General features: G+C 44.6%; 17 protein-coding genes. 3 read left to right on the top strand and 14 right to left on the bottom strand.

Annotated elements, in window-relative coordinates; translation table 11 throughout:
- A partial coding sequence (locus DK187_RS15115) for a thymidylate synthase (protein WP_239494818.1) occupies positions 1-491 on the top strand: 491 nt, incomplete at its 5' end.
- A gap of 78 nt (positions 492-569) precedes the next feature.
- On the opposite strand, the gene DK187_RS15110 is transcribed toward DK187_RS15115, so the two are convergent.
- The 7 genes from DK187_RS15110 to DK187_RS15080 all read right to left on the bottom strand — a co-directional run bounded on the left by DK187_RS15110 (position 570) and on the right by DK187_RS15080 (position 5984).
- Complete coding sequence (locus DK187_RS15110) at positions 570-1070, bottom strand: GNAT family N-acetyltransferase (protein ID WP_111608170.1); 501 nt, start codon at positions 1068-1070, stop codon at positions 570-572.
- Positions 1054-1566, bottom strand: coding sequence for a GNAT family N-acetyltransferase (locus DK187_RS15105; RefSeq protein WP_229676495.1), 513 nt, complete (start codon positions 1564-1566; stop codon positions 1054-1056). The genes DK187_RS15110 and DK187_RS15105 overlap by 17 nt, the downstream gene beginning before the upstream one ends.
- A gap of 16 nt (positions 1567-1582) precedes the next feature.
- Positions 1583-1867, bottom strand: a complete 285-nt coding sequence (locus DK187_RS15100; protein WP_111608168.1) for an addiction module antidote protein — start codon at positions 1865-1867, stop codon at positions 1583-1585.
- Positions 1864-2169: a type II toxin-antitoxin system RelE/ParE family toxin gene (locus tag DK187_RS15095; protein WP_111608167.1), complete on the bottom strand. Its 306-nt coding sequence runs from the start codon at positions 2167-2169 to the stop codon at positions 1864-1866. The genes DK187_RS15100 and DK187_RS15095 overlap by 4 nt, the downstream gene beginning before the upstream one ends.
- Positions 2170-2322: 153 nt before the next feature.
- A complete protein-coding gene (lgt, locus tag DK187_RS15090) occupies positions 2323-3132 on the bottom strand; it encodes a prolipoprotein diacylglyceryl transferase (protein WP_111608166.1) in 810 nt (269 codons plus the stop codon).
- A gap of 27 nt (positions 3133-3159) precedes the next feature.
- Positions 3160-5448 (bottom strand): phosphoenolpyruvate--protein phosphotransferase, encoded by a 2289-nt coding sequence (gene ptsP, locus DK187_RS15085; RefSeq protein ID WP_111608165.1) that lies wholly within the window; start codon positions 5446-5448, stop codon positions 3160-3162.
- 32 nt (positions 5449-5480) lie between these two features.
- Complete coding sequence (locus tag DK187_RS15080; protein ID WP_111608164.1) at positions 5481-5984, bottom strand: RNA pyrophosphohydrolase; 504 nt, start codon at positions 5982-5984, stop codon at positions 5481-5483.
- A gap of 145 nt (positions 5985-6129) precedes the next feature.
- On the opposite strand from DK187_RS15080, the gene DK187_RS15075 reads away from it, so the two are divergent.
- Positions 6130-6786: a histidinol-phosphatase gene (locus DK187_RS15075; RefSeq protein WP_111608163.1), complete on the top strand. Its 657-nt coding sequence runs from the start codon at positions 6130-6132 to the stop codon at positions 6784-6786.
- A 63-nt stretch (positions 6787-6849) separates the two neighbouring features.
- Here DK187_RS15075 and DK187_RS15070 read toward each other — a convergent pair whose 3' ends face one another.
- On the bottom strand, positions 6850-8046 hold the full coding sequence (locus DK187_RS15070) for a class I SAM-dependent rRNA methyltransferase (protein ID WP_111608175.1): 1197 nt from the start codon (positions 8044-8046) through the stop codon (positions 6850-6852).
- Positions 8047-8150: 104 nt separating this feature from the next.
- Between DK187_RS15070 and DK187_RS15065 the strand changes: the two genes are divergently transcribed.
- Positions 8151-9017, top strand: a complete 867-nt coding sequence (locus DK187_RS15065) for an HDOD domain-containing protein (protein ID WP_111608162.1) — start codon at positions 8151-8153, stop codon at positions 9015-9017.
- A gap of 44 nt (positions 9018-9061) precedes the next feature.
- On the opposite strand, the gene DK187_RS15060 is transcribed toward DK187_RS15065, so the two are convergent.
- The 6 genes from DK187_RS15060 to DK187_RS15035 all read right to left on the bottom strand — a co-directional run bounded on the left by DK187_RS15060 (position 9062) and on the right by DK187_RS15035 (position 16696).
- Entirely contained in the window at positions 9062-10132 is a 1071-nt protein-coding gene (locus tag DK187_RS15060; RefSeq protein ID WP_111608161.1) for an ABC transporter ATP-binding protein, read from the bottom strand.
- 8 nt (positions 10133-10140) lie between these two features.
- Positions 10141-11805 carry an ABC transporter permease gene (locus DK187_RS15055; protein WP_111608160.1) on the bottom strand — a complete coding sequence of 555 codons (1665 nt, stop codon included), beginning with the start codon at positions 11803-11805 and terminating at the stop codon, positions 10141-10143.
- Positions 11806-11852: 47 nt separating this feature from the next.
- On the bottom strand, positions 11853-12848 hold the full coding sequence (locus tag DK187_RS15050; RefSeq protein ID WP_373289539.1) for a Fe(3+) ABC transporter substrate-binding protein: 996 nt from the start codon (positions 12846-12848) through the stop codon (positions 11853-11855).
- Between the two features lie 286 nt (positions 12849-13134).
- The gene (locus tag DK187_RS15045) at positions 13135-13962 is read right to left on the bottom strand and encodes an HDOD domain-containing protein (protein WP_111608158.1); all 828 of its coding nucleotides are present in this window, start codon (positions 13960-13962) and stop codon (positions 13135-13137) included.
- Positions 13963-14137: 175 nt separating this feature from the next.
- A complete protein-coding gene (locus tag DK187_RS15040) occupies positions 14138-15343 on the bottom strand; it encodes a UbiH/UbiF/VisC/COQ6 family ubiquinone biosynthesis hydroxylase (protein WP_111608157.1) in 1206 nt (401 codons plus the stop codon).
- 45 nt (positions 15344-15388) lie between these two features.
- Positions 15389-16696: an aminopeptidase P N-terminal domain-containing protein gene (locus tag DK187_RS15035; RefSeq protein WP_111608156.1), complete on the bottom strand. Its 1308-nt coding sequence runs from the start codon at positions 16694-16696 to the stop codon at positions 15389-15391.
- Positions 16697-16731: the final 35 nt, after the last annotated feature.

The following is a 16731-nucleotide window of genomic DNA, read 5'->3' as shown; positions in this document are numbered from 1 at the left end:
GCCATATCGACCTATTACAACACATTATCGAGGATCTCAGCCGTGGGGTGGATAACCGTGGGGAAATCCTCACTTTTTATCACCCTGGCGCGTTTCACATGGCTTGTCTTCGCCCTTGCATGTACAGCCATCACTTTTCATTGCTTGGTGACACGCTTTATTTAAATAGCACGCAGCGCAGCTGCGATGTGCCACTTGGATTAAACTTCAACATGGTTCAAGTGTATGTCTTACTTGCTATCGTTGCGCAAATCACAGGTAAAAAACCAGGCAAAGCCTTTCATAAGATAGTGAACGCTCACATCTATGAAGACCAACTAGAACTGATGCGTGACGTACAGCTTAAGCGTGAGCCATATCCATTACCAACACTGAAAATAAACCCAGAGATCAAATCTTTAAAAGACATAGAAACCTGGGTCACCATGGACGACTTTGCCGTAGAAGGCTATCAATTCCACGACCCTATCGCCTACCCATTCTCAGTTTAACCAGCCTAAAAGCAAAAACGGCGAACTAATTATGGTTCGCCGTTTTTTATTGAAGTCATCTTTGTGGATAGATTTTTCCTATAAGAACTTTTCTATCAAAATCTCATCAATATATGTGTCACGAACTTTAGCGTGCTTTTTCGCAGTTCCTATCACTTCAAAGCCTTGTTTTAAATACGTCGCTATAGCGTTTGGATTATCCTCTCTAACGTAGGCAAATAACTTCTCATAGCCTTTTGATCTTGCTAGATTGAATGTTGCGGCAAATAAGCTGGATGCAACGCCTTGTCTTCTGCAGCTAGCATCAACAAAAGTGCCGATAATACCAACATGATCAAAAGCGTGAGTATAGGCAGCAAACGGCTCTACATTTTGAAAGCCAACAACGTTTGAACCCTCTTCATTTAATGCCACATGAAACACACCGCGCTTAGGGAAATCTTGAATAAATTGCTTTTCCTCTTCTACCGAAAAAGTAATATCGAGTACGGTAAAAAGGCCTTCCTCGATAATGGGATTCAAAATATTAACTATGCCTTGTGCATCTTTGGTTTGTGCTTCTCTAACCAAGAGTGTCATGTTTTTCCTTAACAATTTGTTGGTATTCAATACAATTAATGTTTTTACCTTGCACTTCAGCAAAATTTGCATGCTGCTTTACGTCTACAAATCCGTTGTATGTCAGCACTTTCTGCGAGGCAATATTATCTACTGAAGCAAAGGCGATTAAGGTTTGTAGATTAAGCTCGTTAGCCAGTCGAATTATTTTTTCAACAGCACGCTTGGCAATGCCACGTCCGGCAAATTTTTCACCTATCCGGTAACCTAAATACGCCTCACGCCGAACGAGGTTAATATCAGTTAGATTAATACGTCCAGCAATCTCGCCACTGTCGTCAACAATAATCATCGGCAGCATGGCTTTTCTTTGATGTTGAGAAAGACATTCTTCAATGTGTTTTTTTACACCATCATCACTGTAAAAGCTAACTTCCCGCGGATTGATATGTGATTCAAACCATGCTCGGTTTTCTGTTTCAAAAAGCAATAAAGCTCGAGAATCAAGTCGAGACAATAAACGCAGTTCCATTTCAAGCTGAGTGTGTGGTGAAGCGAAAATTTAGTGCCTGCATGATTTTAAAAATCGTGTCGAAGCGCGGCTTTGTTTTACCACTGATGGTTTTATATAAGCTTTCTCTGTTCAATCCAGATGCTAAAGCAATATCGGTTACGCCATGTTTTTTAACCAATAATCCCAATGCTTCAATAAAGGTATTTGGGTCATCGTCAGCCAAACATTCTTGTAAGAAAGCCTGCACCTCTTCCTGTGTTTCAATATAATCAAACGGATTAAAATCGCTTGTCTTTAATGTCATGATGGTTGCTCCCATTCACTAAGCAAGATCTTAGCTTTCTCTATATCTTTGCTCTGTGTGCCTTTATGGCCACCATTAATGAGCAAGATAATGTCGTTATTACGTACGCTGTAATAAACTCGATAGCCTTTTCCCACAAAAACACGCATCTCCAAGAGATTATTCGAAATCACTTTGCTATCACCAAAGTTACCGTTAATCGCCCTAATAATTCGCATGTTTATCGCCAAAAGAGCTTTTCTATCCTTTAGTTTAGACAGCCATTGATCAAAAACATCCGTTTTCTTGATTTCATACTTCATAAGAATAATTGTAGCCCTTAGGCTACATTGATGCAATTTTAATCTGCTATTTTATATCTTGGAAAAAATACACAGAAATCACAATTAGCTTTATCCGTCCAAAAAAAAACCAGCCGTGTGGCTGGTTTTAATCTAACGCTAAACCTTTTTTAGCTATTTTGAAGCATTCGCTTTTGGAAATGTATTAAGCTTGAAGCCAGCAATAATTAAACCAGCGCCGATGATCACCATTGGCAAAGACAAGAGTTGCCCTTGTGTTACCCAACCAAAAGCAAGATAACCAATTTGTGCATCTGGCTCGCGGACAAATTCGACTAAAATTCGGAAAATGCCATAGAAAAGTAGGAACATGCCTGAGACACAGTAACGAGGCTTGGTTTTTTGCGAAAAAAACCACAAGATGCAAAATAACACCACGCCTTCTAAAGCAAACTGGTAAAGCTGAGACGGATGACGAGCAAGTTGGAGTGGGTCATTTGGAAAAATCATTGCCCAAGACACGTCTGTTGGCTTGCCCCACAGCTCGCCACCGATAAAGTTCCCTAACCGTCCTGCGCCTAAACCAATCGGCACAAACGGCGCTAAAAAGTCTGTTACATCAACAAGATGTTTTTTGTAACGGCGTGAAAAGAAAAACATAGCGGCAATCACGCCCAACAAGCCCCCATGGAAAGACATACCGCCCTCCCAAATACGCACGATAATCAGCGGGTCTTCAACAAAGGCTGGAAACTGATAAAACAAAATATAGCCAACTCGGCCACCTAAGATGACACCAAGTGCGCCATAAAAAATCGCATCACTGACCATTTCTGGCGTCCAAAGTCCGTTAGAACGTTTGGCACGGTACATCCCCCCTAAATAAGCGCCAGCAAAGCCTATCAAGTACATAATGCCATACCAGTGCACAGCAACTGGCCCGATGGAGACAGCGATGGGGTCTATATCTGGGTAAGAAATCATAATAAAAAAGAACGCCTCTGGTCGGTATTAAGCCACATTTGTGGTTTTGGATGGTCGAATTAATCGCTCAATATTGGCTTCACGCATTAATCGCGTCATGGTTTGTGTGACGGCTTCAGCATGAGACAGTTTCATCACTTCGCTTAACATGTACTGAGCTTGTGCTAAGGTAATATTACGAATCACCGCTTTCACTTTCGGTAAACTCGTCGAGCTCATGGACAACACATCATAGCCCATAGCCATTAGCAAAATAGCCCCCATTGGATCACCGGCCATTTCACCACACACACTTAATCCCACACCTTCGTCTTTGACTTGGTCAACAATGCTGTACAGTGCACGCAGAACAGAAGGGTGAAAAGAATTATATAAATCCGCAACTCGAGGATTATTTCGGTCTACGGCTAACAAATACTGAGTCAGGTCATTACTGCCCACGGATAGAAAATCCACCAGCTCCGCCAACTCTTTAACTTGATAAACCGCAGCGGGAATCTCAATCATGACGCCAACTTGGGGCATTTTCACGTCATAACCTTCTTCTTTAACCTCTGCATAGCCACGGCGAATCAGCGCCAGCGCCTCTTCCACTTCAGCCACATTCGATATCATTGGTAGCATAATTTTAAGATTATGCAAATCGGCACTGGCTTTGATCATGGCACGAATTTGCGCCATGAAAATTTCCAAATGGTCCAAAGTCACCCGAATACCACGCCATCCTAGGAAGGGGTTTGCCTCGTTAATTGGAAAATACGGCAGCGCTTTATCACCACCTATATCCAAGGTACGCACGGTCACTGGCGCAGGCGCGAAGCCTTCGAGTTGCTGGCGATAAATCACCACCTGTTCCGCTTCGGTTGGAAAACGATCTCGCACCATAAAAGGCACTTCTGTTCGATACAAACCAATGCCTTCAGCCCCACGATCCAGCGAGCGAGCAATGTCAGCCGATAAGCCGGTATTAACAAACAAAGACAAACGATGACCGTCTAGCGTTTCACAGGGTAAATCTCTGAGGGTTTCGTATTCTTCTTCTAACAGACGTTCTTCATCAACAATTTGTTGATAGTTTTCAATCAGCGCATCGGAAGGATAGGTGAAAATTTTTCCCAAATAACCATCAACAATCAGGTTAACTTTATCCAGCTGGGCATAGGGGAGATCCAACGCTCCCATTACGGTCGGTATCCCCATGGCTCTGGCTAAAATAGCCACATGAGAGTTACCGGAGCCCATAACTGAAACAAGTCCTTTGATCTTATCAATAGGAATCTCGCCCAACATGGAGGCGGTTAATTCTTCTCCAATAATGATGGAAGGTTCGCTAAAACGTTCAGCGATATTAGGCGCTTTTTCCTGCAAATGAGACAATATACGGCGACCAAGATCACGCAGATCCGACGCTCGCTCCCGCAGATAGGGATCATCCATGCGGTTAAATTGACTAATGTGCGCCTGGATAACTTGCCTTAATGCACCTTGAGCCCAATTGCCTTCTTTGATTTTCCGAACGATTTCACCAGCGATTGAGTTATCATCAAGAATTTTAAGATAGACATCAAATAATGCTTTTTCATCTTCAGAAAGATGTTGGCTAATGCGGTTACTTGCTCGACGAATATCGTGCCTAACGGCATCAAGCGCCTGATAAAAGTCTTGGATTTCTTGATCGGAGTCTGTGCTATGACGATCTGGAATAACATCGAGATCAGCTGGCGGAAACACAACAACCCCCCGACCAATCGCCACCCCAGAACTACCTGGTACGCCTTTGTAACGAAAATCGGCCCCATTTGGTATGGCATTGGCGTTTAGATTAGTAATCGCACCCGTGGCTTCGGCATGAGCAATAACGCCTGCCAATTGGGCTGATAAGGTAATCAGAAAAGCTTCTTCACCCTCATCAAAGCGACGCTTGTCTTCATGCTGTACCACCAGCACACCTAGCACTTGACGATGATGAATAATCGGCACACCCAAAAAAGAGCGATAGCGCTCCTCTCCAGTGCCTTTCAAATAATGAAATGATGGATGTATATGCGCGTCTTCAAGGTTGACCGGCTCAGCTCTTCGCCCCACCAAACTTACAAGACCTTCATCGGACTTTAAACTAACACTCCCAGCGACGTCAGCGTTCAAACCACGAGTGGCCATCAAGACATAATCTGAGGTATTGGTATCCACTAAATAAATAGAACAAACCTCTGCACGCATGGCACGACGAACACGTCGGACAATAATATCCAATGCGGCAGACAAAGACTGCGCGGCAGTCACCTCTTGTGTAATACGCCTCAGCAAACTTAGCATAACTCTCCCATCGCTCTACATATCCGTCAACATTAAGCTGTTGAGTTTACCACTTTTTCTAGTCGACGGTGTGCGCTAGGAATAAGCTCTTTTAAAGCTCGCCGGTAAACATCTTTTTTAAACGCTACAACTTGGCCGAGTGGGTACCAATAACTGACCCAACGCCAACCATCAAATTCAGGACTTTCTGTTCCATCCACGCACACAGAAGCATCAGGACAACGAATAGACAGAAGAAACCACTTCTGTTTCTGTCCGATACATAAAGGCTTACTATTGTGTCTTAGCATGCGTTTAGGAAGACGATAACGCAGCCAACCTCTTGTTTTACCGATAATTTCCACCTGATGCGGGTCTAAACCCACTTCCTCTTTTAACTCTCGATATAACGCTTCTTCAGGTGTCTCGTCAGGTTTTATGCCTCCTTGGGGAAACTGCCAAGCATTCTGCCCAACACGTCTCGCCCAAAGAAGCTGGCCACGCTCGTTCATCAGTATGATGCCCACATTCGGTCTGTATCCGTCTGCATCAATCACGAGCCATCACCTTCTAATGTAAGAATAAATTGGATTCATTGTTCCATAATTCGCCCATTCGCACAATTAAGACTGCTGTTATTTATTGTCTGCAAGGCTATACTTTGCGCACTTTAGAAGATTTTAAAAGAATTGAGGGAAAACTGTGACACTCGCAATATTTGACTTAGATGGCACCTTATTAAATGGTGACAGTGATTACACTTGGGGACAATTTCTAGTAGAAAAAGGCTTAGTCGATACGCAAGTGTATAAAGAAGCCAACGACAAGTTCTTTAAACAGTATCAATCTGGCACCTTAGACATTTTTGAATATCTCGCTTTCAGTTTGGCGCCACTTACCCAATTCTCCAAAGCCGAACTGACTGCGCTTCACCAAACCTTCATGCAGGAAAAAATCCAACCCATGATGCAGAAAAAAGCCAGCGAGCTATTAAAGCATCATAAAGACCAAGGCCATTTTTTGTTAATGATTACCGCCACCAATCAGTTCGTTACAGGACCGATTGGCGAAGCCTTAGGCATGGATCACATTATCGCGCCCGTGCCTGAAATCGTTAACGACCAATATACGGGTAGAGTTGTCGGAATTCCAAGCTTCCAAGCGGGTAAAGTCACACGCTTAAATGATTGGCTAGCCGAAACAGGCCATAGTATGGAAGGCAGCTATTTTTACAGTGACTCTCGTAATGATTTGCCCTTATTAGAGCTAGTGACACACCCAGTTGCAGTGGATGCGGATGAAACACTTACAAACATCGCACAAGAGCGCGGTTGGCAACATATCTCTTTAAGAGATTAGATGTAGACATTAAAAAGCACGGCCACATCTGACCGTGCTTTTTTATTTTTAAGACACCTGTGCTTACAAACCCATATTGTTATGGATACGGTAAAACAAGGCTTTTAGGTATTCTGTCTCTTCAATCGCTGGATGCACCGGATGATCTGGTGCTTGCGTCCCACGGTATATTAATTGTGAAAAACGCTCTAGTTGACGACTGTTACTGCGAATAATATCGTGTAAACGACCCGTCTCTAAGTGCATAGAGCACGAACCTGAAACCAAAATACCCCCTTTCGCAACCAAACGCATCGCTAACTGGTTTGCTCGGTGATAAGCCCCCTCACCTGCTTTAATGTCTTTACGACGAGCAATGAAGGCAGGCGGATCCATAACAACCACATCAAAACGTTCTTTGTCTTCGATCAAAGACTGCATGGCTTCAAAGGCATCACCGTGCATCAAGTTAGAAACGCCTTCGTATTGGTTCAACTTCAGGTTTTCATCAACGTGACTCAAAGCACTTTCAGACGCATCAATGAAAGTTACGTCGGTCGCCCCTGCGGACGCCGCTTGAACACCCCAGCCACCAATGTAAGAGAAAACATCTAACACCCGTTTACCATCACAAAAACCTTGCATGGTTTTACGGTTTTCACGGTGATCATAGAACCAACCGGTTTTTTGACCATCCCATACTGGCGCTTGGAATAACACACCGTTCTCTTGCAAGAAAACCAATTCCGGAACGGTACCGAACGCTTCTTCCACATAGGTTTCAAGGCCTTCAATCTGACGCATCTTGCCGTCATTTTTCATCAAAATGGCCGATGGTTTCACGACATCTTGAAGTGCTTCAACTATCTCGTCTTTCACACGCTCCATGCCTGCGGTGGATATTTGTACGACCAAAATATCGGCAAAACGATCCACGACTAAGCCAGACAAACCATCCGAATCACCAAACACAAGGCGATAATAAGGCGCAGCATAGGTAAGTTCACGCAAAGATAACGCTATCTTTATGCGATGAACCAAAGTCGATTTGTTTAAAAAGGTATCCGTACTGCGGCTCATTAAACGACCACAGATCAATGTATTAGGATTAATTGTCGCAATACCAAGAGGTTTACCTTGTGCTGTTTCGACAACAACCTGATCCCCTGGAGTAAATTGCTTTAATGGCGTCGCAGCGGTATCTACCTCATTGCTGTAAATCCATTGATGCCCAGCTCTTAGACGGCGATCAGCTTGGCCTTTTAGTCGAATAACACTCAAAATTTTCACCCAGTATATTTAAAAAGACGCTATTATAAAGACTCTAGATTCAATTGCTACGAATTACGTAGCGGTAAAGTTACTTGCCTTAAAGAAGTGTGTCCATGTCATCTACATTAAACGAAAATCAGCTAAAACTCATTTTACAAGGCATCAGCATTCCACCTCAACCACAAATCATGGTGGATCTGCACATGGAACAAGCCATGCCGGATCCTGATATAGCACGTATATCAGACATTATTTCACAGGATGTGGGCCTGTCTGCTGCGGTGCTCAAACTCGTCAATTCCGCGGCTTTTAATTTACCCAGAAAAATAGCATCAATCCAACAAGCCGTCATGATACTGGGAACAAATAGCATCACCAACATAGTCAATGGCCTAGCCGTAAAAAGTGAACTGTCAGACGACGCAATAAAATCCCTTCACAGTTTTTGGGACACAGCTTCCGACGTCGCAGCGATTTGCTCAAGCTTAGCCCTCCAGTTAAAATTTAAATATCACAATGAATGCTATGCCCTAGGCCTTTTCCATAACGCGGGCATTCCACTCATGCTAAAGCGCTTTAAAGGTTACCAAGACGTACTAGAAAAAGGCTACCAAGATCCAGACTTCAACTTAACGGACCTCGAAAACCAAGCCTTCAAAACCAATCATTCTGTGGTGGGCTATTACTTAGCAAAGTCATGGGGATTGCCTAAGAGCTGTTGTGCCGTTATTGCTAAACATCACCGTGTCGACTATCTATTCACCCATCGAGTGCCTGGCGACAGCATAAGTCTAACCTTCGCCGCCATTCTAAAAATGGCGGAGCATATAGGATCGACCTATCGACACATAGGCAATGCTAAAGAAGATTATGAATGGCAAAAGATTGGGCATCTTGCGCTGGATCATTTAGAACTCAGCGAATACGAATTTGAAGGAATGATCGAAGTCTGCCACGAACAAGGCATTGGAACCATTTAGCTTGATAGCGGCTCGCTTGAATAAAATGCCGATTGGCATTTTATTCATTGGCGCTGAAACATGACCAAATGATCTAAATGCACACTCAAACCAATTTCTTGACCCACCGCATGGTTGTGATGAGAAGAGGCGAAACAATACACCACCTTTCCAGAAGACAACTTTACGCGATACAAAAAGTGCGAGCCTCGAAACCACTTACTGACAATCACACCAACAAATTCGCTGTCGTCGTCATGCAAAATATCATCGGGACGAACCAATAAATCCACTAAAGCATGATCTGCGAAACCATGGTGCAACTCACCACGAATATTGCCCAAATCAGAATGTACACAATCGGGTCCACAAACCGTCGCGGGTAAAAAATCCCCATGACCTATAAAACTGGCGACAAATCGAGTCTCCGGCCGATGGTAAATTTGATAGGGAGACCCTGTTTGATGAATCACACCAGCATCCATAACGGAGACTTGATCAGCCATGGCGAAGGCTTCCATCTGATCATGCGTGACCAAAAGCGCGCTCATTTTTTCGTGTTGTAAGATGGCCCGTATATCCGGCACCAACTCTTCTCTTAACTTAGCATCTAGACCAGAAAAAGGTTCATCCATCAGTAGCAGTTTCGGCTTCGGCGCAATGGCGCGAGCGAGAGCAACACGTTGCTGCTGACCACCAGACAGTGAATGCGGATAACGCGCCTGAAATCCTGTTAAGCCAACCAAATCGAGTAAATACATGACCCGTTGCTGAGCAACCTCTTTCGGCCAAGCCGACAAGCCAAAAGCAATATTTTGCGCAATAGTAAGATGAGGGAACAACGCAATATCTTGAAACACCATGCCTATGTGTCGATGTTCTGGATTAACACTAATGGTTTGACTGGATATCACCTGATCGTCGACGCATATTTCTCCGGTCATCAAAGACTCAAAGCCAGCAATTGCACGTAACAAAGTAGACTTACCACAACCACTTGGTCCGAGCAGGCAGCCAATTTGCCCTTCCATCAACTGAAAAGACGCATTTTTGACTACCGCGCCACCATCGTAGCCCACTGAAACATTGGTCAATGTCAGTTCTTTTAACATGGAATGAGAAGATAACAAGGTCATATACAATCCTATTTTGAGCTGCCGATGTGCGAGGCGATAGAGCGGCTCAACAAGATAACGGGGATTAACCCCACCAGTACGATCATTAACGAAGCCGGCGCAGCATCCACTAAGCGCTCATCTGATGCCAGCTCAAAAGCCCGAACCGCCAAGGTATTAAAGTTAAAAGGCCGCAGAACTAAAGTGGCTGGTAACTCTTTCAACACATCCACAAAAACAATCAACATAGCGGTCAACACAGAGCCTTTTAACAACGGCACATGGATGCCTATTAAAACTTTATAAGGTGACATACCCAGTGAGCGCCCTGCCATGTCCATGCTAGGTTTAATCTTTCCAAGGCCGTTTTGCACGGCCCCCAAAGACACCGCCATAAAACGAACCGTATAGGCAAAAAGAAGCGCCACGAGCGTACCGGAAAAAATCAATCCGACGCTATCCCCCGTGTAATGACGGACAAAATCAATCAATCTATGATCCAGCCAAGCCAACGGCACAATAGTACCGATGGCAATAATCGTCCCTGGTAGAGCATAACCTAACCCCGCAATACCCACCGATGCTGTCACACTACGAGTCGGATTTAAGCGTATGGCATAACTCAACACCAACGCCAAACTGACCACAATTAAAGAGGCAATAGCCGCAAGATAAAAGGAGTTCCATGCCAACTGAATAAAGTTTGCACCGGGGTTTTCCGCTTTAAACATCGCCCAATAGGCCAAAACACTCACCGGTATAAAAAAGCCAACGAGAATGGGCAATAGACAAAAACAACATGCTATTGAGCCCATCCCACCTTTTAATACCATACGCCGATTGCTGGCTTTTTTTAGACCTGATGAGTGATAGCGGATACGGTGTCGAGAATAGCGTTCTAATAAAATTAACATGGCCACAAACATCAGCAACACGCCCGCTAATTGAGATGCCGCTGAGACATCCCCAAAACCATAAAAAGTCCGCAAAATGCCCGTGGTAAAAGTATTCACACTAAAATATTGCACAGTACCATAGTCAGCCAAGGTCTCCATTAACGCCAAAGTAAGACCCGTCACAATGGCAGGACGAGCGAGAGGCAGCGCCAAACGGAAGAACATCCGACGACCAGAATAGCCCAAAGTACGGCTAACCTCTAAGGTGTTCTCAGACTGCTCTAAGAAAGCAGCGCGGCTCATCAGATACACATATGGATAAAGCACCAAAGTTAGCATCACTATCGCACCACCAAGAGAGCGTATTTCGAAAAACCAATATTCTCCGTAGCGCCAACCAGTAAGCTCGCGAATAAAGGCTTGCACAGGTCCAGCAAAATCCAATACACCAGTATAGGTGTAGGCAATAATGTAGGCAGGCATGGCCATAGGCAAAAGCAACGCCCAGGATAAGAATGATCGACCGGGAAAATCACACATGCTAGTCAGCCAAGCACAAGGGATACCGATCACCAAAACCCCTATGCCTACGCCTAGCATCAAAAGAAGTGAATTCGAAATGTACTCAGCCAACACGGTCTGATAGAGATGGCGCCAGACCTCACCATCGGCGATTAAAACGTTGATCAGAACAACCAATATAGGCAAAGCTAAAACAGCGGCAATCAATATTGCCGCTATTTTTAAACCATTCCACTGGGATTTACTTACCGAACTCGAGCGAGGTAGATCTGCCATTAAAAATCAAAAACCAAGTAAAAAAGGATACAGTTTACAAATACTTTTTATTTCCAGCCAGCAATGTCCATCAGCTCAACGGCTTGACGATTGTTCTCTCCCAGCTGACTCAACGAAATCGTATCCGCACGAAACGCCCCAAAAGGCACTAACATCTCTGGAGCACCAACACCGGGTACAACAGGGTATTCATTATTCACATGAGCATACCACTCTTGCGACGCATGATTACTCAAAAACTCCAGCAACAATGTTGCATTCTCTATGTTGGTCGCCGCCGCCGTTACACCAGCACCGCTTACGTTAACATGGGCACCACGTTCGCCTTCACCTTGGTTAGGCCAAAATAACTTCACCCGCTGGTACACGTCTCTCTCTTCGGCTTTATCGCTTTGACCAAGACGGCCATAATAGTAAGTGTTCGCTAAAGTTAAATCGCAAACACCAGCGGCAACGGCTTTCAATAGATCGACATCGCCACCAAAAGGCGGGCGAGCCAAATTCGACACCAGCCCTTTAATCCAAGCCTGTGTTTTTTCCTGGCCATCCGCTTCTAACATAGACGCAACCAAAGATTGATTGTAAACATTGGCAGAGGAACGCACACAGATTCGACCTTTCCACTTCGGATTAGCAAGATCTTCGTAAGACGACAAATCTTTTGCTGATACTTTTTCTGGATTATAAAAAATCACCCTAGCACGCTGGGACAAGCCAAACCAGTAGCCTTCACTATCACGTAAATGACTCGGAATGTTAGCGTTTAACACATCGCTATTGATGGATTGCAACACACCTGCGGCTTTAGCACGATGTAAGCGCCCAGCATCAACCGTGATAAAAATGTCCGCAGGACTGGCGTCGCCTTCGGCTTTTAAGCGGCTTAATAGTGCATCAGCAGACCCAGTGATTAGATTCACTACGACATCATTTTCTGCTGAGAAAGTGTCTAGAACCGGCTTAATAAGCGACTCTTGGCGAGCGGAATAAATGTTCACTTCGCCTTTTGCCTGTGCCCCCACGGACAACAGCAAAGACGACATTAGGGCAACCACACCAAGACAATGTAGGCGCAATTTTTTCTCCTGCGGCTTTTCAAGCACATTACGTAACAGCACCGACATATTCACCTTCTAAGTAGGCTCGTTTCCATGATTTAAAAGGAGGAACCTTGTTAAAAGGACAATGATTCAACCTCCAACAGCACCATAAAAAACCATAAAAAAATGAGACAAGAAATTAGCACAACACTATGGTGAACACTAGCGATTCTCATTTATTTAACAATGAAAGCCGTCGTTTAAAGCGAATAAACACACGTAGAAATACTTAATGAAGTAACTGATTCAGTCCATCATTAATAATCAAAGCGTCATCCAACTCATAAACAATCCCTTCTGGCAGCCCTGCCGCTTTTGCCACAGCATAAGGAAAACCTTCTCGAATCAAGTCTGAATCGCGCTCTGTTCGGATACACGCATTCAAGTAACAGGCTAAATTTAATGCACAAGACAATGGATCTGGCTCACCATTCGAAAAAGGCCGCTTATGATGCTGTACGGCATAACCTAAACCAGCAGGGAACTTCCATAAATCCATCAAAGCCCGCCCCGCATCTTGAGAGGTAAAGCCCAATAAGTCTTGCTCAGCTTTCACCCTGCCCGCTTTACGGTTTGCCACCAAGGTCTGAATTTCTTGCGCTATGCTAGGCGCGGTAAGGTGTAATAATAACCGACCAATATTGTGCACAATGCCCACCGTAAAGGCTTCATCTGCCTCGACTAGAGGGGTGCGTTTGGCAAACCATTGTGCAAGCTCGGCAACACGAAAAGAGTCGGCCCAAAAATCCGTTAATTTTAATCCCTCCACCTTCATCACAGAATTCGAAAAACCAGACGCAATGACGAGGGTTTTCAATCTATCAGTACCAAGCAATACCGTCGCTTCATCAATGGATGATATTTTTCTCGACAAACCAAAATAAGCAGAATTCACCACCCGCAATACTTTTAACGAGATCGTCTGGTCATGGGAAACACGTTCACTTATATCGGAATATTTCGCATTAGGGTCACTGAGAAGCTGAATCAATTCACGGACAATATCGGGAACATTGGGAAGTTTATCGGTTTGCTTCAAAAGATCTTGGATTTGCATACCACTCTGCCTTTTTCATTCGTCGTGTACATCGAGTTTATGCAGAATATGGCAGCGAGCATTTTTTGCAACCACTTCTTTGTAACCGCTTGTTTACAAGCAGATTCTTTGTACGAAAACAGTAACTAAACACTCAAAAAACGACGAAATATAAAAAAACATCACTCAGTAAAAGCTAAGAAAATGACGATAATCCTGCTGCACGAGCGATGAGTTTTTTCTTTAATGCTGTATTGCGATGAAATTGTTTCATACCCAAATTTCGCAACTGCACCACCAAAGGCTGCTGAGTTGAAAATAGGCGTTTAAACGCTTCCATACCTGCCGCCATGGCAATGTTATCCAACATGCGAGCACGTTGATACCGTCTTAATACCTTACTGGCCCCTAAACACTCGCCTCGGTGATGGGACTTAATGAGCACTTCGACCAATGCCTTAACATCTGAAAAACCTAAGTTCGCACCTTGTCCAGCAAGAGGGTGAATCGTATGCGCTGCATCGCCAATTAACGCCAATCCAGCCTTGACGTATTGTTTGGCATGACGCTGCCGCAATGGAATCGCCTGGCGAGTTTGTGTCAGTCCTAATACATCAAAACGCCTGTTCATTGCGTAATGCAAACGACGACAAAAAGCGTGCTCATCAAGCGCCATCAAAGATTTAGCCTCGTTGGGCGGCACAGACCACACAATCGACACGTAATGCTTTTGCGCGACAGACGGAAGTGGAAGGAAGGCCAAAATGCCTTCTTCTCCAAAGCTCTGCCACGCCGTATTTTCATGGGATTGAGCGATTTCTATGGTGGTTACAATCGCATGATGTCCATAATCCCATTCGAGTGTATCAAACGCGTTTTCAGTGCGCAGTTTTGATACAGCACCGTCGGCAGCAATAATGGCTTGCGCTTCTAATACTTGACCCGAAGACAGCTCAGCTCTAACCCCAGATTCACTTAATTCATGAGATTCAAGCGTGTCGCCTAAATACAGATCAATGCTCTTTAGAGCACGAACTTGCTTCATCAATTGCTGATTTAATACCGCATTTTCAACCAGATGACCAAGTTCAGGCATCGCCGTTACCTGAGCATTAAAGTCGATAAAACCCTCACCAAGACCATCCCATACCACCATATTGTCATAAGACGCAATTCGGTCACGAGATATGCCCTGCCAAACTCCAGCGCTTTCAAGCAAGGCTTTAGACTGACTAGAAATCGCGCTGACGCGTGCATCATAAGCAGGTGGAACAGACAATAAGTACTCACCATCGTGTTGATCAATCAGGGCTATTCGCAAAGAAGACTTAGCCAACAAGATCGCAGACAAAGCACCTACCATACCAGCGCCCACAATAATCAAATCATACGACTTAGCCATTTCATTTACCCCGTTTTATCACTCTGGTGATTATCGACATCAGTCCTAGCGACTTTCCGCCATTAAAGCCTCAATGTCTTTTATTTCTTTTGGCAGGCCATGGGTCAAAACATAAGGACCATCGGCACGAATCAACACATCATCTTCGATACGAATACCAATACCTCGCCATTTAGCATCTACAGCCTGATTGTCTGCTGAAACATACAGTCCAGGCTCTATGGTCAGCACCATGCCTTCTTCTAACAAGCGAGACTCACCGGCGATTTTATAGGCGCCACAATCATGCACATCCAAACCTAACCAGTGTCCAGTATTGTGCATATAAAAGTCTCTGTATGCCTTGCTCTCGATCAGGAAATTCACATCCCCAACCAATAATCCATGAGCGACCAAACCTTCGGTTAACGTTCGAACCGCGGCATTATGGCAGGCCTCATAGGGTGTTCCCACCGTCAGCTCTTTCATACCCGCGTGGTAAGCATCCAGCACCACTTGATACAAAGCCGCTTGTGGCTCACTAAATTTACCATTGGCAGGAAAAGTACGTGTAATATCAGCAGCATAACACCCAAGCTCTGCGCCAGCATCGATAAGGATCAGATCGCCATCGTCGATCACCTCATCATTTTTTATGTAGTGCAAAACACAAGCATTATGGCCTGACGCCACAATATTGTTGTACGCAGGCTGGCGCGCACCGGATCTCATAAAAACATAATTCAATTCGGCTTCTAGCTGATACTCTCTCATCCCTGGACGAACAGCACGCATCGCCTGTTTGTGGGCCTCAACGCTGATTTGCGCGGCCACCTCCATGATGGCTACTTCTTCAGCCCCTTTTCGCAAGCGCATTTCAGAAACAACAGGGGTGAGATCCATAAAGCTTGTTGGGGCAGACGCCCCCATTCTGACCTTTGCCGCAATCGCATCACGCCAGCTGGCTATTTTTTCACGCAGAATAGTGTCGTTGAACAAATAAACCACGTGCGCGGCACCATCTAAAGCCGCAAAAGTCACACTGTCTAATTCCGCCAATACGGCCGCTTTTGTCGCGCCAAAATGAGCTATCGCCCCTTCGCTACCAAAACGAAAACCATCCCACTGCTCACGCTCAGGATCTTTTGGTAAAGTCACCAAGGTCATCTCACCACGCCCCTGAATAATGGCGTACGCACTTGGTTCAGGAAATCCTGTTAAGTAGAAAAAACTACTATGAGGCCGAAACTCATACTCACAATCATTATTGCGAGTCGACAACTCACCAGTACGTATGATAACCACACTGTTTTCTGGTAAAGATTGCATCAAACGCTCACGGCGAGCCTGATAAATTTGAGTATCGATTTTCATAGAAAGTCTCACTTAGTCATTGTCATTCCATGCAA

It is taken from the genome of Marinomonas arctica, assembly GCF_003259225.1.
Lineage (GTDB): Bacteria > Pseudomonadota > Gammaproteobacteria > Pseudomonadales > Marinomonadaceae > Marinomonas > Marinomonas arctica.
This window is presented reverse-complemented; position numbering and strand designations above follow the sequence as displayed.